At 71.2% G+C, this 21,693-nt stretch carries 14 protein-coding genes; 8 read left to right on the top strand and 6 right to left on the bottom strand.

The window, feature by feature from the left end; translation table 11 throughout:
- The first annotated feature begins 139 nt into the window (after positions 1-139).
- Positions 140-973 carry a tRNA (adenine-N1)-methyltransferase gene (locus tag ACYVJE_RS15790; protein ID WP_461145064.1) on the top strand — a complete coding sequence of 278 codons (834 nt, stop codon included), beginning with the start codon at positions 140-142 and terminating at the stop codon, positions 971-973.
- A gap of 112 nt (positions 974-1,085) precedes the next feature.
- On the opposite strand, the gene ACYVJE_RS15785 is transcribed toward ACYVJE_RS15790, so the two are convergent.
- Complete coding sequence (locus tag ACYVJE_RS15785; RefSeq protein WP_461145063.1) at positions 1,086-1,850, bottom strand: Rv0361 family membrane protein; 765 nt, start codon at positions 1,848-1,850, stop codon at positions 1,086-1,088.
- An 816-nt stretch (positions 1,851-2,666) separates the two neighbouring features.
- Between ACYVJE_RS15785 and arc the strand changes: the two genes are divergently transcribed.
- Complete coding sequence (gene arc, locus ACYVJE_RS15780) at positions 2,667-4,457, top strand: proteasome ATPase (protein ID WP_459156424.1); 1,791 nt, start codon at positions 2,667-2,669, stop codon at positions 4,455-4,457.
- A 168-nt stretch (positions 4,458-4,625) separates the two neighbouring features.
- Positions 4,626-5,567, top strand: coding sequence for an aldo/keto reductase (locus ACYVJE_RS15775; RefSeq protein ID WP_461145062.1), 942 nt, complete (start codon positions 4,626-4,628; stop codon positions 5,565-5,567).
- 125 nt (positions 5,568-5,692) lie between these two features.
- On the opposite strand, the gene ACYVJE_RS15770 is transcribed toward ACYVJE_RS15775, so the two are convergent.
- The gene (locus tag ACYVJE_RS15770) at positions 5,693-7,063 is read right to left on the bottom strand and encodes a hypothetical protein (protein ID WP_461145061.1); all 1,371 of its coding nucleotides are present in this window, start codon (positions 7,061-7,063) and stop codon (positions 5,693-5,695) included.
- A 450-nt stretch (positions 7,064-7,513) separates the two neighbouring features.
- On the opposite strand from ACYVJE_RS15770, the gene ACYVJE_RS15765 reads away from it, so the two are divergent.
- Positions 7,514-7,852 (top strand): plasmid stabilization protein, encoded by a 339-nt coding sequence (locus ACYVJE_RS15765; RefSeq protein WP_461145060.1) that lies wholly within the window; start codon positions 7,514-7,516, stop codon positions 7,850-7,852.
- Between the two features lie 465 nt (positions 7,853-8,317).
- Here ACYVJE_RS15765 and ACYVJE_RS15760 read toward each other — a convergent pair whose 3' ends face one another.
- Both ACYVJE_RS15760 and ACYVJE_RS15755 read right to left on the bottom strand, forming a co-directional pair.
- Positions 8,318-9,181, bottom strand: a complete 864-nt coding sequence (locus tag ACYVJE_RS15760) for an SDR family oxidoreductase (RefSeq protein ID WP_459156419.1) — start codon at positions 9,179-9,181, stop codon at positions 8,318-8,320.
- A 276-nt stretch (positions 9,182-9,457) separates the two neighbouring features.
- Positions 9,458-10,417: a TIGR03557 family F420-dependent LLM class oxidoreductase gene (locus tag ACYVJE_RS15755; RefSeq protein ID WP_461145059.1), complete on the bottom strand. Its 960-nt coding sequence runs from the start codon at positions 10,415-10,417 to the stop codon at positions 9,458-9,460.
- A gap of 297 nt (positions 10,418-10,714) precedes the next feature.
- Between ACYVJE_RS15755 and ACYVJE_RS15750 the strand changes: the two genes are divergently transcribed.
- Genes ACYVJE_RS15750 through ACYVJE_RS15740 form a run of 3 tightly spaced genes read left to right on the top strand, consistent with a single transcriptional unit; the run spans position 10,715 to position 16,600 of the window.
- A complete protein-coding gene (locus ACYVJE_RS15750) occupies positions 10,715-12,511 on the top strand; it encodes a thiamine pyrophosphate-requiring protein (RefSeq protein WP_461145058.1) in 1,797 nt (598 codons plus the stop codon).
- A gap of 11 nt (positions 12,512-12,522) precedes the next feature.
- Complete coding sequence (locus tag ACYVJE_RS15745) at positions 12,523-13,626, top strand: enolase C-terminal domain-like protein (RefSeq protein WP_461145057.1); 1,104 nt, start codon at positions 12,523-12,525, stop codon at positions 13,624-13,626.
- Positions 13,627-13,639: 13 nt separating this feature from the next.
- A complete protein-coding gene (locus ACYVJE_RS15740) occupies positions 13,640-16,600 on the top strand; it encodes an FAD-binding and (Fe-S)-binding domain-containing protein (protein ID WP_461145056.1) in 2,961 nt (986 codons plus the stop codon).
- A 97-nt stretch (positions 16,601-16,697) separates the two neighbouring features.
- Here ACYVJE_RS15740 and ACYVJE_RS15735 read toward each other — a convergent pair whose 3' ends face one another.
- Both ACYVJE_RS15735 and ACYVJE_RS15730 read right to left on the bottom strand, forming a co-directional pair.
- Positions 16,698-17,822 (bottom strand): acetate kinase, encoded by a 1,125-nt coding sequence (locus ACYVJE_RS15735; protein ID WP_461145055.1) that lies wholly within the window; start codon positions 17,820-17,822, stop codon positions 16,698-16,700.
- A gap of 85 nt (positions 17,823-17,907) precedes the next feature.
- Complete coding sequence (locus ACYVJE_RS15730; RefSeq protein WP_461145054.1) at positions 17,908-20,274, bottom strand: phosphoketolase family protein; 2,367 nt, start codon at positions 20,272-20,274, stop codon at positions 17,908-17,910.
- Between the two features lie 406 nt (positions 20,275-20,680).
- Between ACYVJE_RS15730 and ACYVJE_RS15725 the strand changes: the two genes are divergently transcribed.
- The gene (locus ACYVJE_RS15725) at positions 20,681-21,685 is read left to right on the top strand and encodes a DUF3500 domain-containing protein (RefSeq protein WP_461145053.1); all 1,005 of its coding nucleotides are present in this window, start codon (positions 20,681-20,683) and stop codon (positions 21,683-21,685) included.
- The last annotated feature ends 8 nt before the right edge of the window (positions 21,686-21,693 follow it).

The following is a 21,693-nucleotide window of genomic DNA, read 5'->3' as shown; positions in this document are numbered from 1 at the left end:
CTGTTCGATGTCCGGTGGCCGCCCTCGTCGGTCGATCCGCGGCTCCTCCGAGGGATCTGGCCGCGGCGGGGAGCACCCCCTCTGCGACGATGGTGCGTCGCGTTGCAGGCCGGCAATCGGGCAGTGAGGAAGCAGCAAGGTGACCAACACCGTCAGCGGTGCGTTCGAACCGGGCGACCGGGTGCAGTTGACCGACCCCAAGGGGCGGCGCTACACGATCGTCCTGCGGAACGGAGGGGAGTACCACACGCATCGTGGCGTGCTCGCCCACGACAAGATCATCGGGCAGCCGGAGGGGTCGGTGATCGCCTCCACCGGCGGGATGTCGTTCCTCGCGCTGCGGCCGCTGCTGGCGGACTACGTGCTGTCCATGCCGCGCGGCGCGCAGGTGATCTACCCGAAGGACACGGCGCAGATCATCACCTGGGGCGACATCCGCCCGGGCGCGCGCGTGCTCGAGGCCGGTGCCGGCTCGGGCGCGCTGACGCTGGCGCTGCTGCGCGCGGTCGGCGAGCACGGCCGGGTGATCTCCTACGAGTCGCGCGAGGACCACGCCGAGCACGCGGTCCGCAACGTCGAGCAGTTCCTCGGCGAGCGGCCGGACAACTGGTCGCTGCAGGTCGACGACCTCGCCGCTTACGACGGAGGGCAGGTGGACCGGATCGTGCTGGACATGCTCTCCCCGTGGGAGGTGCTCGGCACGGTGCACGAGAACCTCGTTCCCGGTGGGGTGCTCGTGGTCTACGTGGCCACGACGACCCAGCTCTCGCGCGTCACCGAGGCGATCCGCGAGCAGCAGAACTGGACCGAACCGCAGGCGTGGGAGACGCTGCTGCGTCCCTGGCACTCGGTCGGCATGGCGGTGCGCCCCGAGCACCGCATGATCGCGCACACGGCGTTCCTGCTGGTCACGCGGCGGCTGGCGGACGGGGTGACGCCACCGCGCCCGCAGCGGCGCCCCAGCAAGGGCTGAGCCCGGGTGGCTCCGGCCCGGTGGGCACCGGGCCGGCACCGCACGCGCCCGAAGCGCGGAGGGGCGGCACCGCGCGGGCAGCCGCCCCTCCGCCATCGCCGTCCTCCCGGTATCACCGCGCCGCGTCGCAGCTGACCCACGAACCGTCCTCGACGATCATGTTGATCTCCTCGTCCATCTGCTGGGACTGCGTCTGGCCGAGCACGGACATCGTCATCTCGCCGCCGACCTCGGCCGTCGCGGTCCCGTCGCCGTGGTCTTCCACCGAGACGAGTTCGGCGTTGATCTCCATGCCGTCGAGGAGCTCACGCGCTTGCTCCTCCGGCATCCCCTCCTGCTTCAGGGCTTCGACCGGATCGGTTTCCACGTTGCCCTGTTCCCGGTCCTCCGCGCAGGACAGGCTGGCCAGTGCCCGGAAGTCCTTGGCGTTCAGCTTGGCCACGAGTTCCTCCGCGGTGGGACGCGGGTCGCCCGGGCCGCTCAGGGCGAACACGAGCACGACGGCCACGACGGCGAGCAGGACCACGCCGCCGCCGATGCCGCCGAGGATCCACGGCGTCTTGGACTTCTTCGGCGGCCCGCCGTACGGGTCGCCGAAGCCGCCCGGTTGCGCGTACGGCCCGGGCGCGCCGTAGCCGGGCTGCTGCGGCTGGCCCGGCTGGCCCGGTTGCTGGGGCTGACCCGGCTGCTGGGGGTAGCCGCCCTGCTGCGGCCAGCCCTGCTGGGGCCAACCCTGCTGGGGTCCACTGGGCGGGAAGCCGCCGCCCGGCTGCTGCGGGCCGCTCTGCGGGTACTGCCCACCCGGCTGGGGCTGCCCCCAGCCGCCGGGCTGCTGCCCCCAGTTGTCCTGACCCGGTTGCTGCGGTGGGTAGGTCACGTCTCTCCCCCTGGTGCGGTCTCTGCTCGTGGCGGTTCGCGTCGCACTCGGCCGGCCTCGGCCGCCCCCGCGGGCGCGGGAACCGGTGAATCGTGCGCGGCGACCCTACCGGGGACATTCCGTGCATCGATCAGGACCGACCGAACTGCGCTCGGCCGCCCGGCCGGGGTCTCCCGGGCGGGATCCCCCGACCGGGCACCGCTGCGGTGCTGGGACGCGGGCCAGGCGCCCGGGGTTCCCGGCGATTCCGGTCTGCGCTTCGCCGTGAGCGCAGCACCGCCGCTGAGCGCACCTCCGGAGGCGCCGCGTCCCGCCATGCGGGAGGGAGCGGGCGCTTCGCGCCGGCTTCCCCGCCGGGTCCGCCCAGATTCCCCGCCGGGTCCGGCGCGGGCGCATGCCCGGCCGGGAGCGCGGGTACCGGACGTGGAGCGGCGTGTCGGGTGCGAGCGCGCCGCGCGCCGCGCACAGCGGTGAGGGCTGCGTACAGCGGAGGAGAGGAGCATCATCACCCGGATGGCGCAGGGAACACCCGAATGTCCGTCCCGCCGTGCCCACTCCTGGTCGTCGCGGCCGCTCCGCGGGGCGGTGCGCGGTACGGCGGAGATCGGGGCGTTGGGGTGTCCGGACGATGATCATCGACAGACCGTGGCCGGCCGGTGAAGCGGTCGGGCCGCAGTGGCGAACCAAGTTGGCGTACTGCATGGGTATCGGCTGATTTTTGTGGCACGCTGGGCGATCCGGCGGACATACACGACGCCGCCGTCGTCGGTGATCGCCGGTACCGTGGTGGTACGAGCACGGGAGGAGGGTGCCGACATGCAGCACGACCGTCCCGGCAACCTGCCTGAGCAGGGCGGTGAGCAGCAGAACCGCAGCAACGCCGAGCTTCGGGACCAGATCCGTCTGCTCGAGGACGAGGTGGCGACGCTGCGGCGCAAGCTCAACGAATCGCCCCAACAGGTCCGGGTGCTGGAAAAGCGGCTGGCCGAGGCATCCGAGAGAGTGAGCCAACTCACCGAACGGAACGCCAAACTCACCGAAACCCTCAAGGAGGCCAGAAGCCAACTCACCGCGCTGCGGGAGGAAGTGGACCGCCTCGCGCAGCCGCCGAGCGGCTACGGCGTCTTCCTGGCGGGCTACGAGGACGGCACGGTCGACGTGTTCACCTCGGGCCGCAAGATGCGGGTGGCGGTGTCGCCGAACGTGGACGTGGAGCAACTGCAGCTCGGTCAATCGGTGCGTCTCAACGAGGCGTTGACGGTGGTTGAGGCCGGCTCGTTCGAGCGGACGGGCGAGGTCTGCACCTTCCGGGAACTCCTCCCGGGGGCTGCGGGCGACTTCCCGCGGGCTCTCGTGCTGGGGCACACCGACGAGGAGCGGGTCGTGTGGCTCGGCGGCCCCCTCGCCGAGGCCGAGCTGAAGTCCGGCGATTCGATGCTGGTCGACAGCAAGGCCGGGTACGCCTACGACGTGGTGCCGAAATCCGAGGTGGAAGACCTCACCTTGGAGGAGGTCCCGGACGTGGAGTACCACAGCATCGGTGGTCTCGGGGGGCAGATCGAGCAGATCCGCGATGCCGTGGAACTGCCGTTCCTGCACTCCGATCTCTACGTGCAGTACCGCCTGCAGCCGCCGAAGGGTGTCCTGCTGTACGGACCGCCCGGCTGCGGGAAGACCCTGATCGCCAAGGCGGTCGCCAACTCCATGGCGAAGAAGGTGGCCGCGGCCCGCGGGGACGAGGACGGCCAGGCCAAGTCCTACTTCCTCAACATCAAGGGCCCTGAGCTGCTCAACAAGTTCGTCGGTGAGACCGAGCGGCACATCCGCACGATCTTCCAGCGGGCGCGGGAGAAGTCCTCGGAGGGCACGCCCGTCATCGTGTTCTTCGACGAGATGGACTCGATCTTCCGCACCCGCGGCAGCGGTGTGTCCTCGGACGTGGAAACCACGATCGTGCCGCAGCTGCTCAGCGAGATCGACGGTGTCGAGGGCCTGGAGAACGTGATCGTCATCGGTGCCTCGAACCGCGAGGACATGATCGATCCCGCGATCCTGCGGCCCGGTCGCCTCGACGTGAAGATCAAGATCGAGCGGCCCGACGCCGAGGCCGCCAAGGACATCTTCGCGAAGTACCTCACGCCGGACCTGCCGATCGACGAGGAGGACCTCAAGGAGTTCGGCGGGGACAAGGCCACGTGCATCGAGGCGATGATCCAGACCACCGTCGAGCGGATGTACGCCGAGAGCGACGAGAACCGGTTCCTGGAGGTCACCTACGCCAACGGGGACAAGGAGGTCCTGTACTTCAAGGACTTCAACTCCGGCGCGATGATCGAGAACATCGTGGACCGGGCGAAGAAGGCGGCGATCAAGGGCGTGCTGGACAACGGCTACTCCGGTTTGCGGGTGCAGCACCTGCAGGACGCGATCGTCGACGAGTTCGCCGAGAACGAGGACCTGCCCAACACGACCAACCCCGACGACTGGGCCCGCATCTCCGGTAAGAAGGGCGAGCGGATCGTCTACATCCGCACGCTCGTCAGCGGGAAGAACCAGGAGTCCGGCCGGGCGATCGACACGGCCACGAACACCGGCCAGTACCTGTAACCGACGCGCCGCTGTGGTGGGGCGGTCGCCGCACCGCCCCACCACGCGTGCGTCGGGGCCGCCCGGCGGCGCGACCGGTGGCAGGAGCCGGCTCCGGACCGGGCCGCGCCGGAGCCACGGGCTCCGCGCCGAGTGTCGTCGCGCTGCGGCACCCGTTACGTTGGCGCCATGACTTCGCCGACGCGACGGTTCGGGCTGGGGCTCGCCGCCCTCGGACGGCCCGCCTACATCAACGTCGGGCGCCAACCGGAACTGCCGCCGCAACGCACCGACGAGGCGATGCGGGAACGCACCCGCACCGTGCTCGACGCCGCCTACGGGCGCGGCGTCCGCTGGTTCGACGCGGCGCGCTCCTACGGCAGCGCCGAGCAGTACCTGGCCCACTGGCTGACCGCCCGCGAGCACGGTGACGTCACCGTCTCCAGCAAGTGGGGCTACGCCTACGTCGCCCAGTGGCAGATCGAAACCGAGGTGCACGAGGTCAAGGAGCACTCGGTGGATCGGCTGCGCAGCCAGTGGGAGGAGACGCGCCGCCTGCTGGGCCGGCGCGTGGACCTGTACCAGGTGCACTCGCTGACCGTCAGCAGCCCGCTGTTCGAGGACCTGGCGCTGCAGCACGAGCTCGCCCGCATCCGCGACGGCGGCACGCCCCTGGGGTTCTCCACCAGCGGTGCGGGGCAGGCCGAGACCATCGAGCGCGCCTGGGAGCTCGAAGTGGGCGGGCGGCAGCTGTTCAGCGCTGTGCAGTCCACGTGGAACGCGCTGGAGCCCTCGGTGGGCAGCACCCTCGCCGAGGTCCACACCGGCGGGTGGCGGGTCGTGCTCAAGGAGACCCTGGCCAACGGGCGCCTGGCGGTGGATCCGCCGGAGGCGGTGCGGCGCATCGCCGACGAGCACGCGGTCACCACCGACGCGGTGGCCTTGGCGCACGCCCTGCACCAGCCGTGGGCCGACGTCGTGCTCATCGGTCCGGTCAGCGTGGCCCAGCTGGAGTCCAACCTGGCCGCCTGCGAGGTCGCACTCTCCGAGGCGGAGCAGCTCGAGCTGGCCGGGCTCGCCGCGGAACCGGCGGAGTACTGGGGGGAGCGGGCTCAACTCACCTGGCACTAGACGAGCAATTCCGCGCGGCACCGGCTGGCCACCGACAGCTCGCTGTTCACCGATGATGTGCGGGTGGGCGACTCCACCCCGGTGGAGCGCGGCCGCTCGCGGGTGGTGGAGGGCTCATCGAGTTCTCATCGGCTGCTGTGGTTGCGGCGTTGTTCTTCGCGGTAGCCGTAGGCGGCTTGGCGGACGGCGCGGTCGGATTCGAGGCTGGAGCCCAGGGCTCCGGCGATGATGCCCATGGTGGTGAAGCCCCAGGCGAGGTTGAAGTACGTGTCCGGCGTCACCGGGGCTTGCAGCGTGCTGGTCAACACCGAGGGTGGGATGAGGAACGCGGCCACGGCCGTGTTGGTGATCAGCAGTCCGAGGTAGAGGCAGGTCACGCCGATGGTCAGGGTCAGCACGGTGGAGCTGTTGTAGAGCCGGGCCAGGCGCCGGAAATCCTGCGCGCGGTGCTTGCTGCGTTCCCAGAGGCTGTGGGCGGTGATGAGCCAGACCACCAGCAGGGCCACGGAGGCGGCCGCGGCGAGCACTTCTTTGGCGGGGCTGAGGGCATCGGCGATCTGCCAGATCGTGCTCGAGGAGAGCCCGAAGGCGCTGGTGGCGATCGCCGCGGCCAGCGCGCTCGACATTCCGAAGATCAATCGCCAGGGGCGGTTGGTGCGCACCATGCCGGAGAGCAACCGGAACCAGCCGCCCCACCGGGTGGCGGTGTAGCGCACTCCGGTGGCTTCGGAGAGGGTCGTTCGGTGCACGGGGGCGGTGAGGTTGGTCAGCCAGCTGTAGAGCCGGTGCCGGCTCGTGCTGCTCGGCTGGTGGTGGCCCTCGGTGAGCAGTTCTTCGAGCAGTTGGCGCAGCATGTGCCGCATCCGCCGGTGCGGTTGCAGCCCGCCGAGGGCGGGCAGCGAGACCACGCCGACCTGGCGGGAGGGGTCCACGTCGGCGATCAGCGGGCGTTGCTGCAGCAGCAACGGCAGGTCCGTCACGCAGATGGTGTATTCCCAGCCGCGGTGCGACTGGTAGTCCTGCAACGCCGCGAACAGGTCTGCCCGATCTCCTTCTCCCGCGGTGATGGGGTCGGAGAGCACCTCGATCGTCCATTCCCCGCCGGCGTGCTCGTTCAGCCAGTTCGTCAGCTCGGCCGCCAGGTTGGAGCCGACCTGGGTGGGCATGTCGGGATCGGCCACGATGCCCAACACGCGGGGGCCTGCGCCTTCCTGCGCGGCGACCCCGGCCTCCTCTTCCTGTTCTTCCTGCGCCGCCGCTGCCTCCTCCGCGTCCTCCTCGCCCTCCGCGTCCGCAACGTTCTGCGGGGCCTCCGCGTCTTCGGCGGAGGTCGCGCTGGCCGCGTGGTCGGCGGGGTGATCCGCTTGCCCGGTGCGCTCGCCCTGTGCGCCAGTGCGTTCGGCGTGGGCGACAGCGGGGCGCCCGGTAGCGTCGGTGGTTGCTGTGTCCTTGCGCGTTTCCTGAGTCTCAGGCTGCCCGTCGCTGCGGTCGGTCATGTCCTCTCCCACTGCTGCGCGCGTCGAGTCCCCCGAGCAGAGGTGCCCGCGGACCGCGAACCCGGCGCGGCCGCACGCACCGACTCCTCCGCCGCGGGCACGATCAAGGGCACCGCAGTTCCGCGGAGTCAGCCACTTGAGCCTGCTCCCCCCGGCGAGGAGGAAGCCGCCGGCCGTCGTCCGGTCGAAACCCCTCCCCGAGTTCGGGTGTCCGCTCGGGTTGGTCAAGATTCTTGCGATCGGGTTCCTGTGCACGGGTGTGCCCCGGGGGCGTACCCGTACTGCGGTGCCCGAACTCCTCGCGAGCCCATCTTCGTGGTGATCGGCACCCCCGCCCGCGCTGTAGCAGGTGTGCTCCTGCCTGGCCCGACCACGTGTGATGGCGGCTCCTCGGGGGTAGGTGCAGGACGGCAGCACCGAGTCCCGCAGCCCAGGGGGTGGTGATCGGCCATGCCGCAGCAGGCGTGGACGCGCAAGCAGGAACGCCAGTACGAGGAAATCAAGGAGCGGACCGAGCAGTACGGCTCCTCCGAGGACCGCGCCCAGGAGATCGCGGCTCGTACCGTGAACAAGAACCGGGTCCAACGGGGAGAAGCCCGCCAACGCAGCGAGACGGCGAGGCAGGGCATGTCGCCGCAGCAGCGTGGAGGTATGCGCTCGGGCAACGACGAAGGTCCGGCAGGCCGCACCAAGCAGCAGCTCTACGAGGACGCCCGGCGGCAGGACGTCCAGGGCCGGTCGAAGATGTCGAAGGCCGAGCTCGCGGCCGCACTCGGTGATCGCTCCTGACCCGAGGCTGCACAGCCGGACGCGGCGTGACTGGACGCGGCGTGACTGGAGCGTTGCGCGATCGGGCGTCCAACCGTCCACACGCAGCGTCCTCGCCCGCGGTGCCCGGCCGAAGCACCGGCGCGAAGCTCACCGGGGAAGGCGGCGTTCAGGGGTTCGGCCCCGTGCGGTGCCGGGCAGCCGCGGGGCGAGCGCATCGACGATGACGAACATGCAGTCGCCGGCCAAGGACGAGAACTACGACCTGCTGACGGTGCTTCAGCTGTCGCTGCAGCACGTGTGCATGTTCGAGTCCTGCATCGAGGACGCCCGGCGCGAGGGAGACCGAGCTGGTCGAGTGGTTGAAGCCGATCCAGGAGAACAACCGCAGGGCCGGCATGGCAGTGCGCGGACGCCCCGCACCGCGCTCGCCGCATTCGCGGAACGGGTCGCCTGCGCTCGCGCGCACGTGCCGGCCGCGCCCGCTCACCCCGGATGGGTTTCACCGCCCACCGGTGCGAAGACCTCGCCGGTGTAGAAGCTGGAGAGCTGGTCCGAGGCGAAGAACACGTACGAGGGCGCGATCTCGTCCGGGTGGGCCATGCGCCCCATGGGGGACTGCGTTCCGAAACCTTCCACCTTCTCCTCCGGGAACGTGGACGGGATCAGCGGAGTCCACACCGGACCGGGTGCCACGCAGTTCACCCGAACACCGCTTTGCGCCAGCGACTGCGCCAACGACTTCGTGAACGCGTGGACCGCGGCCTTGCTCGCCGCGTAGTCCATCATGGACTTGTTCCCGCGCAATCCGTTCACCGAGCCGGTGTTGATGATCGACGCCGGCGTATGCAGGTGCGCCAGAGCGGCCCGGGTGATCCAGAAGGTGCCGTAAACGTTGATCTTGAACGTGCGGTCGAACGCCGCGGTGCTCACGTCTTGCAGATCGGTCGCAGTCGCCTGCGTCCCGGCGTGGTTGACCAGGACGTCCAGTCCCCCGAGCTCGCCGCTGACCTGCTCGACGACCTGCTCGCAGAACTCCTCCGACGCCAGGTCGCCGCGCAGTCGCAGGCACGTGCGACCCTCCTGCTCGACGAGCCGGGCCGTGTGCTCGGCGTCCTCCTTCTCCGAGGTGCCGAAGTAGACCACGGCCACGTCGGCACCCTCCTTGGCGAAGGCGACGGCAACGGCACGGCCGATCCCGGAGTCGCCGCCGGTGATCAGTGCGCGGTTGCCCGCCAGCAGTCCCCGACCTTCGTAAGAGCGCATCTCGTCCTGCGGGTTCGGCTCCATCTCCCCGGAACTGCCCGGTGGTGGCTGTTGCTGCGCCGGGGGGTAGTTCTGGTCAGGCATGCTCCCTCCAACCACCAACTCGTCGACGCCCGTCCGCGAATACCCGGAGCGGCGCACCGACACACGTGTGGGGCGCCTGCGACCGGACCGGGTCGATGAGCACCGACGCGCCTTCCAGGCGCAGCCGGAAAGAGTGGCGAGCCGAGAGCGCGCACGACGCGGTCGATGCGTTGTGCGCGGAACCGTCCACCTGGGCAGTCGATCATCGAGCAGGAGGATGACCCTCACCCGCCACGGGACGGCCGCTCCGCTGAACCGCTCATCCGGCTCGAGCGGTCACGTGGATCCGGCGTGGAAGGCGGGCAGCACCTTCTCCTGCCACTCCTGGAAGAACTCCTCCTGCGACGGCCCGATCTGCTGGACGTAGACCTCGTCGAACCCCGCGTCTGCGAACGCCCGGACCGCTTCGACGTGCCGGTCCGCGTTCGGTCCGCAGGGGAAGATCTCCTGGATCGCGCCGTCGTCGACGAAGCGCACCGCTTGTTCGAAGTCCTTCGGCGTGGGCAGGTTGAGCACCAGGGATCCGGGCAGCGCCTCCGTGGCCCACGTGCGGGCGGTTCGGACGGCTTCCTCCTCGCTGGGCGCCCAGCACGCCTTCATGCCGCCTTGCACCGGTTTGTCGTGACCGCCGGCTTCGCGGAACTCCCGGACGAGATCCGCGTCCGTCACCGGCGTGCACAGGCCGTCCGCGCTCGCCCCGGCGAACCGGGCGGTCCTCGGGCCGAACGCCGAGACGTAGATCGGCACGGGGCGTTCGGGCAGGGTGTACAGGCGTGCGTTCTCCACGGTGTAGTGCTCACCGTGGTGGTTGACGTAGCCGCCCGCGTGCAGGGCGCGGATCACCGCGATCGCCTCGCGCAGCATGTCCGAGCGCACCTGCGGCGGCGGCCACCGGTCGCCGAGCACGTGCTCGTTGAGCGCTTCCCCCGTGCCGAGGCCGAGCGCGAAGCGCTCCCCGGTCTGCACGCCGGCCGTGGCGGCGGCGTGGGCGATGATCGCGGGGTGGATGCGGATCGTCGGGCAGGTCACGGCCGTGGTGATCGGCAGCGACGTCACCTGTGACAGGGCGCCGATCACCGACCAGACGAAGGGGCTGTTGCCCTGGGCGTCCACCCAGGGGTGGAAGTGGTCGGAGATCCACAGCCCGTGGAAGCCCGCCTGCTCGGCGAGCTGCGCCTGCCGCACGAGCTCGGCGGGTCCGAACTCCTCGGTGGCGAGGAAGTAGCCGATGCGCACCGCGGTCCTCCCTGGTGTTGCTGCTCGGGGCAGGTGCCGGCCCGGCACCCGGCCCGTTCCCCGTGCGCGGTCTACCCCGCGCGGACGCCGGCAACACGCGGAAGGCGGGCAGCGCCGGGGGTGCGGCGAGCGATCGCACCGCCCGCCTCCGCGGCTGCGGGGCGCGCGTTTGGCCGCGAAGCGACCGCGGGTACGGCTGACGCGCAACGCACGAGGACTGCCGAACGCGTGCTCGGCGCGAGTCCTCCGCCTTCGGAACGTCACGGCAGCAGCGCGATGGTGGAATGGGGTGTCGGCGTGGCGGAATTGGTCTCGGACCACGTTCTGCGCCGGTTGCGCGAGTGGGGCGTGGACAAGGTGTTCTCCTACGCCGGGGACGGGATCAACGGGATCCTGGCGGCGTGGCAGCGGGCGGGCAACGAACCCCGGTTCGTCCAGGCGCGGCACGAGGAGTTGGCGGCCTTCGAAGCGGTGGGGTATGCGAAGTTCTCCGGCCGCGTCGGAGTGTGCATGGCCACCGGAGGCCCTGGGGCGGTGCACCTGCTGAACGGGCTCTACGACGCGAAGATGGACCACGTGCCGGTGGTGGCGATCGTGGGTCAGCAGGGCACCACCGCGCTCGGCGGCGCCTACCAGCAGGAGATCGACCTGAACTCGCTGTACAAGGACGTGGCCAGCGAGTACGTCCAGTTCGTGGTGACGGCGCAGCAGCTGCCCAACGCGCTGGACCGGGCGATGCGCACGGCGATGGTCGAGCGCACGGTCACCGCGCTGATCATCCCGGGCGATGTGCAGGAGACCGAGTACACACCTCCGACGCACGCGTTCAAGATGGTGCCCTCCAGCCTGGGGATCTCGGGTTCGACGGTGCTCCCGAGGGGGCAGGACCTGGAACACGCCGCGGAGGTGCTCAACTCCGGCCGGCGCGTGGCGATGATGATCGGCCAGGGCGCCCGCGGCGCGGCCGAGGAGGTCAAGCAGGTCGCCGACACGTTGGGGGCCGGGGTGGCCAAGGCGCTGCTGGGCAAGGACGTGCTCACCGACGACCTGCCCTACGTGACCGGAGTGTCGGGGCTGATGGGCACGCGCCCGTCGTGGGAGCTGATGCGCGACTGCGACACGCTGCTCGTGGTCGGTGCGAGCTTCCCGTACAGCCAGTTCCTACCGGAATTCGACCAGGCGCGGGCCGTGCAGATCGACATCGATCCGACGATGATCGGGATGCGCTACCCGTTCGAGGTCAACCTGCTCGGCGACGCGCAGGACACCCTGCGGCACCTGTTGCCGCTGTTGCGGCGCAAGGAGGACCGCACCTGGCGGCAGCAGGTGGAGGAGACCGTCAGCGGCTGGTGGGACGTGATGCGGCGCCGCGCGAACGTGTCAGCGGATCCGATCAATCCCGAGCGGGTCTTCCACGAGCTGTCGCCGCTGCTGCCGGAGAACGCGATCGTGACCACCGATGCGGGGTCGGTGGCGAACTGGTACGGCCGGCACCTGCGCATCCGCGGGGACATCCGGTGCTCGCTGTCGGGGACTCTGGCCACGATGGGACCGGGGATGCCGTACGCCACCGGCGCGAAGTTCGCCTTCCCCGATCGCCCGGTGTTCGCCCTGGTGGGCGATGGCGTGATGCAGATGAACGGCATCAGCGAGCTGATCACCGTGGCGCACTACTGCGCGGAGTGGGACGACCCGCGCGTCGTGATCGGAGTGCTCAACAACAGCGACCTCAACCAGGTCACCTGGGAGATGCGGGCGATGAGCGGTGCCCCGCAGTTCCTGCCCTCGCAGCAGTTGCCGGAGTTCCCGTACGCCGGCTACGCCGAATCGCTCGGGCTGCGCGGCATCAAGGTGGACGATCCCGGTGATATCGACAACGCCTGGCAGCAGGCGCTGCGCTGCGACCGCCCGTGCCTGGTCGAGTTCGTCACCGATCCCGCGGTACCGCCGATCCCGCCGGAAGCGAACTGGGAGCAGATGGAATCCGTCGCCGAAGCCATGCTCAAGGGCGATCCGGACGCCTGGTCGGTCCTCAAGGAAGGCGCCAAGGCCAAGGCGCAGGAGTTCGTCCCGGGGCGGGCGGACCGGCGGTGAGGGGGCCGCCGGTGGACGGTGCGGAGATCACCGAGGTCGGTGCCCGGGCGTACCGCGTCCCCACCGAGACCCCGGAGTCCGACGGAACCCTGGCGTGGTCGGACACGACGATCGTGGTCGCCACGGTCCGGGCCGGCGATCGCACCGGTCTGGGATACACCTACGCGCACCCGGCCTGCGTCGAGGTGATCGAGACCGTGCTGGCCCGGGCGGTGCTGGGGCGGGACGTGCTCGACGTGCCCGCGGCCTGGCGAGCGATGCAGCGAGCGATCCGCAACAACGGGCGGCCCGGATTGGTGTCGTGCGCCATGTCGGCGGTGGAGATCGCCCTGCAGGACGCCGCGGCGCGCCTGTGCGGGCTGGCGCTGAGCCGGTTCCTCGGCCGCGCGCACGAGAGCGTCGCCATCTACGGCAGCGGGGGGTTCCTCACCTACGACGACGAGCAGTTGGAGCAGCAGCTGCAGCGATGGGTCGGGGAGCAGGGGCTGTCCGCGGTCAAGATCAAGATCGGTGAGGAGCGGGGAGGCAACCCCGAGCGGGACCTCGCGCGCACGGAGTTCGCGCGCAACCTCGTCGGGGAGGACGCCGAGCTGTTCGTGGACGCCAACGGGGCCTACTCGCCCGCGCAGGCGGTGCGCGTGGGACGGCGTCTGGACCAGGCGGGCGTGGTGTGGTTCGAGGAACCGGTCTCCAGCGACGACCTGACCGGGTTGCGGCGCGTGCTGCAGGCCGCGGAGGCCGACGTGGCTGCCGGTGAGTACGGCTTCGACCTGGCGTACTTCACGACGATGCTCGAGGCCGGTGCGGTGGATTGCCTGCAGGTCGACCTCACCCGGTGCGGTGGGGTCGGGGAGTGGTACCGCGCGGCGGCGTTGGCGGCGGCGCGCAATCTCGACGTGTCCGGGCACTGCGCCCAGAACATCACGGCACACGTGGCCGTCGCGACGCACAACGTCCGGCACCTGGAGTGGTTCCGGGATCACGAGCGCATCGAGGCGATGCTCTTCGACGGCGTGCTCGACCCGCGGGGCGGCGCGGTGCGCCCCGACCCGTCGGCCCCCGGGCACGGCATGACCCTGAAGGAGGCCGACGCCGAGCCCTACCGGACGGTGTGAGGTGCCTCGGTGCGTGGCCGAGACGACGAGCGCGGGAGGCGCGATGGCGGCGACCGGCCTGCCGGGGGTGGCCCGAGTGGACGCCGAGGCGTTGCGGCACGACCTGGTTTCTGCCGTGGACGGCGAGGTGCGGTTCGACGACGGCACGCGCGGGGCCTACGCCACCGACGCGTCGAACTATCGGCAGGTCCCCATCGGCGTCGTCGTGCCGCGCACGGTCGACGCCGGAGCCGAAGCGGTGCGGATCTGCCACGCGCACGGCGCGCCCCTGCTGTCGCGAGGCGGGGGTACCAGCCTGGGCGGGCAGGCCACGAACACCGCCGTGATCATCGACTGGACCAAGTACTGCCACGCTCTGGTTTCCGTGTCCCCGTCGCGGCGTACGTGCGTGGTCGAACCGGGGATCGTGCTCGACGTGCTCAACGCTCGGCTCGCCGAGCACGACCTCATGTTCGGTCCGTTCCCGTCCACGCACAGCCACTGCGCGCTGGGCGGCATGATCGGCAACAACGCCTGCGGGGCCAGCGCCCAGATGTACGGCAAGACCGTCGACAACGTCCGCAGCCTGGAGATCCTCACCTACGACGGGCTGCGCTGCTGGGTCGGACCGGTCACCGAGGCCGAGCTGGAAGCCGTGATCGCCGCGGGCGGCCGCGAGGGCGAGATCCACCGGCGGCTGCGCGAGATCCGGGACCGCTACCGGGAGCGGATCCGCCTGCGCTACCCCGACATCCCGCGGCGGGTGTCGGGCTACAACCTCGACGCCCTGCTGCGCGACGACGGCCTCGACCCGGCGGAGCTGCTCGTGGGCAGCGAGGGCACGCTCGTGACGGTGCTGCACGCCGAGCTCGCCCTCGTCCCCACCGTGGCGCGCAAGGCGATGGTGGTGCTCGGCTACCAGGACGTGGCCGCCGCGGCCGACGACGTCCCCCGGCTGTTGCAGCACAGCACGCCGCTGCAGCTGGAAGCGCTCGGCGGGGAACTGGTGCACTTCCTGCGCGAGGAGCGGACGTATCTGGACTCGGTGGCGTTGCTGCCCGCGGGGAGCAGCTGGCTCTTCGTCCAGTGCGGCGGTGATTCGGCGGACGACGCCGACGGGCAGGTGCAGCGCCTGCTCGACGGGCTGGGCAAGTCCCCGCAGGACCTCGACGTGGCCGTCTCCGACGACCCCGAGCGCGAGCAGCAGATGCTCAAGGCGCGCGAGGCCGGTCTCGGGGCGACGGCCAACCCACCGGACATGCCCGAGAGCTGGGAGGGCTGGGAGGACTCGGCGGTGCCGCCGGGGAGGTTGGGGGATTACCTGCGCGATCTGCTGGCGCTGTTCGCCGAGTTCGGCTACGAGCGCCCCGCGCTGTACGGGCACTTCGGGCACGGCTGCGTGCACGTCCGGATCCCGTTCCGCCTCAAGAGCGGCCCGGGCGTGGCGGCGTTCCGCCGCTTCGTGCAGCGCGCCGCCGACCTCGTCGTCTCCTACGGCGGGTCGCTCTCCGGCGAGCACGGGGACGGGCAGGCGCGCGGCGAACTCCTCGTGCGCATGTTCGGCGAGGAGCTGGTGCAGGCCTTCGGCGAGGTCAAGGACGTCTTCGACCCGGCGAACCGGATGAACCCCGGCAAAGTCGTGGCGCCCTACCGGGTGGACGAGCAGCTGCGGCTCGGGTCGGATTACCGCCCCGAGCACCCGAGGACGTACCTGGGCTTCCCCGACGACGGTGGCAGTTTCCACCAGGGCGTCATGCGGTGCGTCGGCATCGGCAACTGCCGCAGCACCAGCGGGGGCGTCATGTGCCCGTCATACCGGGCGACCGGCGAGGAGGAGCACTCCACGCGGGGGCGGGCCCGGTTGCTGTTCGAGATGATGCGGGGCCACGCCGACACCCCGATCTCCGACGGGTGGCGTTCGCAGGCCGTGCACGACTCGCTGGACCTGTGCCTGGCCTGCAAGGGGTGCAAGTCGGACTGCCCGACCGGAGTGGACATGGCGATGTACAAGGCCGAGTTCCTCGCCCAGCACTACCGCAACCGGCCGCGCCCGACGACGCACTACTCGCTGGGGTGGCTCCCGGTGCTGGCGCAGGGCGCCCGGCTGGCACCGCGCCTGGTCAACACCGCGCTGCACGCGCCCGGATTGGCCGAGGCGGGCAAGCGCATCGCCGGGATCACCCCCGAGCGCGAGGCCCCGCGGTTCGCCCCGAGGAGTTTCCAGCAGCAGTGGCGTCGGCGCGCCCGCTCCGAACCGCGGCCGGGCGACCGCGACGCCGTGCTGCTGTGGCCGGACACGTTCACCAACCACTTCGAACCCCGCATCGCCCGCGCCACGGTCGAAGTGCTGGAGAACGCCGGCTTCCGGGTCGCCGTCCCGCAGCAGCCGGTGTGCTGCGGACTGACCCTGATCTCCACCGGCCAACTGACCTCGGCGCGGCGCGTGCTCCGCCGCACGTTCCGGGTGCTGCGCCCGTGGATCGAGGCGGGCACCCCGATCGTCGGAACGGAGCCGTCGTGCCTGGCGGTGTTCCGCTCGGACCTGCGCGAACTGCTCCCCCACGACGAAGACGCCGCACGGCTGCGCGGCCAAGTCCTCACCCTGGCCGAGGCGTTGACCCGCTACGCCCCCGACGACTGGCACCCGCCGCGGCGCGACGTCGATGCCGTCGTGCAGGCGCACTGCCACCAGCACGCGGTGCTGGGCTTCCGAGCGGACGAGGAGGTGCTGTCCGGGGCGGGAGTCGATGCGGACGTCCTCGATTCGGGATGCTGCGGACTGGCCGGGAACTTCGGGTTCGAACGCGGGCACTACGACGTCTCGATGGCCTGCGCCGAACACGCGTTGCTCCCGGCCGTGCGGCGGGCGGCACCGAACACGCTGGTGCTCGCCGACGGCTTCAGCTGCCGCACCCAGATCGCCCACGGCAGCGACCGCGCGGCCGCGCACCTCGCGGAGGTGCTGGTGGGTTCGGGACCCCAGTGGTCTCGATGAGATCGCAGGGGACCGGTGGGACGGAGCTCGGTGGCAACTGCCTGATCCCCCCGCGGGGAGCGTCCAGCATCGCGCCCGCCGCTGGTGTCGTCGGGCGCTACTGCGCTCGGGGTCGCAGCGCTGCCGCGGCCTCGAGGGCGAGCTGGAGTTCTTCGCGAGGCTTGACGACGAGGACGGCGGGGTGCTGTTCCGGCGCGCTCACGGGCCCGTCGTCGGCGCGGTTGCCGGAGAGCTCGCCGGGAAGGCCCAGCAAGGACAGGCGCCGGCAAATGTCGCGGCGCACTTCGGGCTGGTTCCATCCGATCTCGCCGGTGAACACCAGCGCGTCGATGGTGTCGAGATTGGTGGCCATGGACGCGATGCCGGCGGCTGCGCGTTTTGCGAACACGCGCAGTGCCAGGCGGGCGTCGTCGTCGCCGTCGTCGGCGGCGGCCACGAGGTCGCGGGTGTCCCCGGAGCGGCCGCCGGACAGCCCGAGCAGCCCGGCCTCGCCGTGCAGCGCCCGCTCGACGGTGTCGGTGTCCTCATCGGAGTGTCGCAGCAGCCAGAACAACAGCCCGGGGTCGAGATCGCCGCTGCGCCGCGACATGGCCATCCCGCCGAGCGGGGTGAGTCCCATGGTGGTGTCGACGCTTCGACCGCTGTGGACGGCGCAGGCCGAGCAGCCGCCGCCGAGGTGCGCCAGCAGCACCTGGATCTGTTCCGGGCCCCGGCCGAGGATCTCGGTGGTGCGGCGCAGCGCCCAGGCGTAGGACAGGCCGTGGAAGCCGTAGCGGCGGACGTGGCCCTGCCACCGGGCGGGCAGCGGTTCGGTGCGGGCTTCCGGGGGCAGTGCGCGGTGGAAACCGGTGTCCGGGCACAGGACCTGGGTCAGGCCGGGGTGCGCGTTCCCGGAGCGCCGGATCAGCTGCACGGTGGCGGGCACGTGCAGGGGTGCCAGCGTTTCGAGCTCGCCCAGGGCGGTCAGGGTCGATTCGTCGACGCGACGGGGACGCGTGACGTGCTCACCGCCGTGAACGAGGCGGTGAGCCAGGCAGGTGGCGTGCTCGGCATGGGCGCGGAGGAACCGGTCGAACTCGGCGAGGGACTCGTCGGAGGTCGGTGACGTGGCTGTGCTGGTGGAGTCGAGCACCTCGCAGGTTCCGTTCTCGTCGACGGCCGCGGTCTCCAGGCGCAGGCTGTTGGAGCCGGGGTTGACGGTGATGACTGCCGTGGTACCCACCTGTTCCTCCTGGCAGCTCGTGGGGTTGTCGGCTCCGGCGCGCCGGCAGTCCCAGCGGGGCCTTGGTGCGTGCGTGGTCGGGGCATCACGGCACGGGCCAGTGCCAGGCGCGCACTTCGGGCAGGTCGATGCCGTGCTCGCGGGTGTGCCGGTCGTGCTCGGCGCGTTCGTCGTGCATGGCCTGCCGCAGGTCGGCGCAGGCGCGGTCGTGCCGGCCGGCGTGGTGGAGCACGTCGAGCACGAGGTCGAACCGGTCGATGCGGTTGCGCACGGCCATGTCGAACGGCGTGGTCGTGGTGCCCTCCTCGCGGTAGCCGCGAACGTGCAGGTCGCGGTTGGTGCGTCCGTGGGTGAGGCGGTGGATCAGCCAGGGGTAACCGTGGTAGGCGAACACGATCGGGCGGTCGGTGGTGAACAGCGCGTCGAAATCGCGGTCGGTGAGCCCGTGCGGGTGCGCCTCGGCCGGTTGCAGGCGCATGAGATCGACGACGTTGACCACGCGCACCGACAGGTGGGGAGCGGAGTTGCTCAGGATGTCGACGGCGGCGAGGGTCTCGCGGGTGGGCACGTCGCCGGCGCAGGCCAGCACGACGTCGGGCGGGTCGCCGCCGGTGCAGGCCCACCCCCACACGCCGGCTCCGCGGGCGCAGTGCTCGGCGGCCGCGGCGGGGTCGAGCCAGGTCGGCTGGGGTTGTTTGCCCGTCACGATGACGTTGATCAGGTCTCGGCTGCGCAGGCAGTGTTCGACCGTCCACAGCAGTGTGTTCGCGTCCGGCGGCAGGTAGACGCGCACCACGTCGGGTTTCTTGTGGGTGACGTGGTCGAGGAACCCCGGGTCCTGGTGGGAGAAGCCGTTGTGGTCCTGCTGCCACACGTGCGAGGTCAGCAGGTAGGTCAGCGACGGCACGGGTGGGCGCCAGGAGAGCTCCCCGCTGACCTTGAGCCACTTGGCGAACTGGTTGACCATCGAGTCGACGATGTGGATGAAGGCCTCGTAGCTGGCGAACAGGCCGTGCCGGCCGGTGAGCAGGTACCCCTCCAACCAGCCCTGCAGCGTGTGCTCGCTGAGCACTTCCATCACGCGTCCGTGCTGGCTCAGGTGCGCGTCGACGGGTGCCTGCGCGGCGTTCCAGGCGCGGTCGGTTGCCTCGTAGACGGCGGAGAGCTTGTTGGAATCGAGCTCGTCGGGGGAGAACACCCGGAAGTCTCGGCTGCGGTGGCTGGCTTGCAGCAGGTCGCGGAGGTAGCGGCCGAGCACCTGCGTCGGCGACTGCGGTTCCCGGCCGCTCCGGTCGCGCTCGAGCATGTAGGGACGAGAACGGGGCGGATCCAGCTCGGTGCGCGCACCCCCGTTGGTGTGCGGGCTGGCGCTCATCCTCCGCTCCGGGCGGGGAACGGCCTCGGTGACCGCGGATCGGGGTTCGCCGTCCTCGTCGAACAGCTCTCCAGGCCGGTAGTCGAGCAGCCACGACTGCAACCGCTCGCGCTGGTCGGCGTCCCCGGCCGGATCGGGCAGCGGGAGCTGGTGGGAACGCCACGTGCCTTCCACGAGCTTCCCGTCGAACTCGTGCGGACCCGTCCACCCCTTCGGGGTCCGCAGCACGATCACCGGCCACGGAGGCCGGGTGTTCTTTCCGCGCTCGCGGGCTTCGGCCTGGATGCGGTGGATTTCGTCGACCGCGCGGTCCAGCGTGCTCGCGAGCGCGGCGTGCACGTGCTCGGGATCGTCCCCGTCGACGAGGTAGGGGACGTGTCCGCAGCCTTCGAGCAGGTGGGTGAGCTCGGCGTCGGAGATCCCGGACAGCACCGTCGGGTTGGCGATCTTGTAGCTGTTGAGGTGCAGGACGGGCAGCACCGCTCCGTCGTGGACGGGGTCGAGGAACTTGTTGCCGTGCCACGCCGCGGCCAACGGGCCCGTCTCGGCCTCCCCGTCGGCCACCACGCACGCGGCGATCAGGTCGGGGTTGTCGAACACCGCTCCGTAGGCGTGCGCGAGCGAGTAGCCGAGCTCGCCGCCCTCGTTGATCGATCCCGGCACCTCGGGGCCCACGTGGCTGGGCATGCCACCGGGGAACGAGAACTGCTTGCACAGGCGGGCCATCCCGGCGGCGTCGCGGGTCACCTCCGGGTAGGTCTCGGTGAAGGTGCCCTCCAGCCAGCTCGCGGCCTGCAGGCCGGCGCCGCCGTGCCCCGGGCCGGTCACGTAGATCACGTCGAGGTCGCGGTGGCGGATCAGCCGGTTGAGGTGGATGTAGACCAGGGTCAGCCCCGGGACAGTGCCCCAGTGCCCCAGCAGGCGGGGCTTGATGTGCTCGCTGCGCAGCGGTTCCGTCAGCAACGGGTTGCTGTGCAGGTAGAGCTGACCGACGGCGAGGTAGTTGGTGGCCCGCCAGAGCGCGTCGAGGCGGACGTGCTCGTCGGCGTCGAGCCTCGCCGGTGTCAACGTGCGCATACCCCGGTGCTCCCGAGTTGGTGTGCTGGCGGAAGACGGCAGGGGGATTCCCGCGTCGGCGGACGGCCGAAACCGCACGGCGCGGTCGGCGCTTCAACGGCGGGTGCGGTGCGCGGCCCCCGCAAGCGCTCGCGCACGCACGCCGGTGCTTTCGCCGCACGTGACGTCCGCCGGTCCGTGTCCCAGCGCAGGCCGACCGAACCAGTTCGAGCATTCGCGGGTGCCCGCGGTCGCGAAGAGTTCGTTGCGGTTCGGGAGTGCGCGGGTATCCCGAAGTCGTCGATGCGCCGCGGGGACGGCGGCGGAGCGCCGCGGGGGCGCTCCGGTCCGCCGGGACTCGCGGGCACCGAGCCGTGCCGGGCTCGACCACGCCGCCCGTACCCGCCGACTACCGCGAGGTCCTGGTATGACGAGCGGATGCGCCGCCGCTGAAGCCATGCGCGCTGCGATGCTGAACGTGCTCGGAGCGCTCGACGACGCGCAGCGCGCCCGGGTGCGCTACTCCTTCGCCGACGACAGGCGTCTGCGGTGGAGCTACGTGCCGGAGTCCCGCCCCGGTGTCCGTCTCGCCGACCTGGGGCGCGATGCGGCCAAAGCCGCGCACCAGTTGCTGGCCACCGCGCTGAGCCCGCGTGCGTTCGCGCAGGCCACCACCATCATGGGGTTGGAAGAAGTGCTGGACCGCGTCGAGGGCGGGGAGCACGGGCGCCACCGCGGTCACTACTGGATCGCGGTGTTCGGTTCTCCGGACGAGGACGCGTGGTCGTGGCGGTTCGAGGGGCACCACCTGTCGGTGACGGCGACCGTCACGGGGTCCGAAGTGAGCCCCACGCCGTTGTTCCTCGGTGCTCATCCGGCCGCGATCAGTTATGCGGAGCGGCCGGGCCTTCGACCGCTCTGCTGGGAGGAGGACCTCGCTCGGGCGGTGCTCGAGGAGCTCTCCCCGCAGCACCGGCGCAGGGCCGTCGTCAGCGATCGTCCGCCGAACGACATCCGCACCGCGAGCGCGGCGCAGGCGCCGGACCACGTCGATCCCCTCGGCGTCCCGCGGCGGGATCTCGGCCCGAGCGCGGCGGCCTGCCTCGACCAGCTCCTGTCGCTGTACCTGGGGCGGTTCAACGCGGGCCTGGTCGGCGACGAAGCGGCGGCGCTGGAGCGGGCCGCGGACGACGTGCACTTCGCCTGGGAAGGTCCGCGGCAGCGCGGCAGCGGGCACTACTACCGGGTGCAGGCGCCCGGACTGCTCGTGGAGTACGACAACACGCAGAACGAGGCGAACCACGCGCACTCGGTCGTGCGGCGCCCCGGCGACGACTTCGGCGCCCAGCTCCTCGGAGCGCACTACGCCACGAGCCACGGCTTCGCCTCCTCGGCGACGTCCGCGGAAGACCCCAGCCGTCGCGGCGAGTGACGAAGGGC

The sequence above is a fragment of the Salinifilum aidingensis genome (genome assembly GCF_054782015.1).
The sequence above is the reverse complement of the archived record's forward strand: the minus strand, read 5'-3'. Positions and strand labels throughout refer to the sequence as shown.

Excerpts from the sequence above, each read along its gene's own strand:
- ACYVJE_RS15760 (WP_459156419.1), bottom strand. The coding sequence starts at position 9,181 with ATGCCTGACCAGAACTACCCCCCGGCGCAGCAACAGCCACCACCGGGC.
- ACYVJE_RS15725 (WP_461145053.1), top strand. The coding sequence starts at position 20,681 with ATGACGAGCGGATGCGCCGCCGCTGAAGCCATGCGCGCTGCGATGCTG.
- ACYVJE_RS15770 (WP_461145061.1), bottom strand. The coding sequence starts at position 7,063 with ATGACCGACCGCAGCGACGGGCAGCCTGAGACTCAGGAAACGCGCAAG.
- ACYVJE_RS15730 (WP_461145054.1), bottom strand. The coding sequence starts at position 20,274 with ATGCGCACGTTGACACCGGCGAGGCTCGACGCCGACGAGCACGTCCGC.
- arc (WP_459156424.1), top strand. The coding sequence starts at position 2,667 with ATGCAGCACGACCGTCCCGGCAACCTGCCTGAGCAGGGCGGTGAGCAG.
- ACYVJE_RS15765 (WP_461145060.1), top strand. The coding sequence starts at position 7,514 with ATGCCGCAGCAGGCGTGGACGCGCAAGCAGGAACGCCAGTACGAGGAA.
- ACYVJE_RS15775 (WP_461145062.1), top strand. The coding sequence starts at position 4,626 with ATGACTTCGCCGACGCGACGGTTCGGGCTGGGGCTCGCCGCCCTCGGA.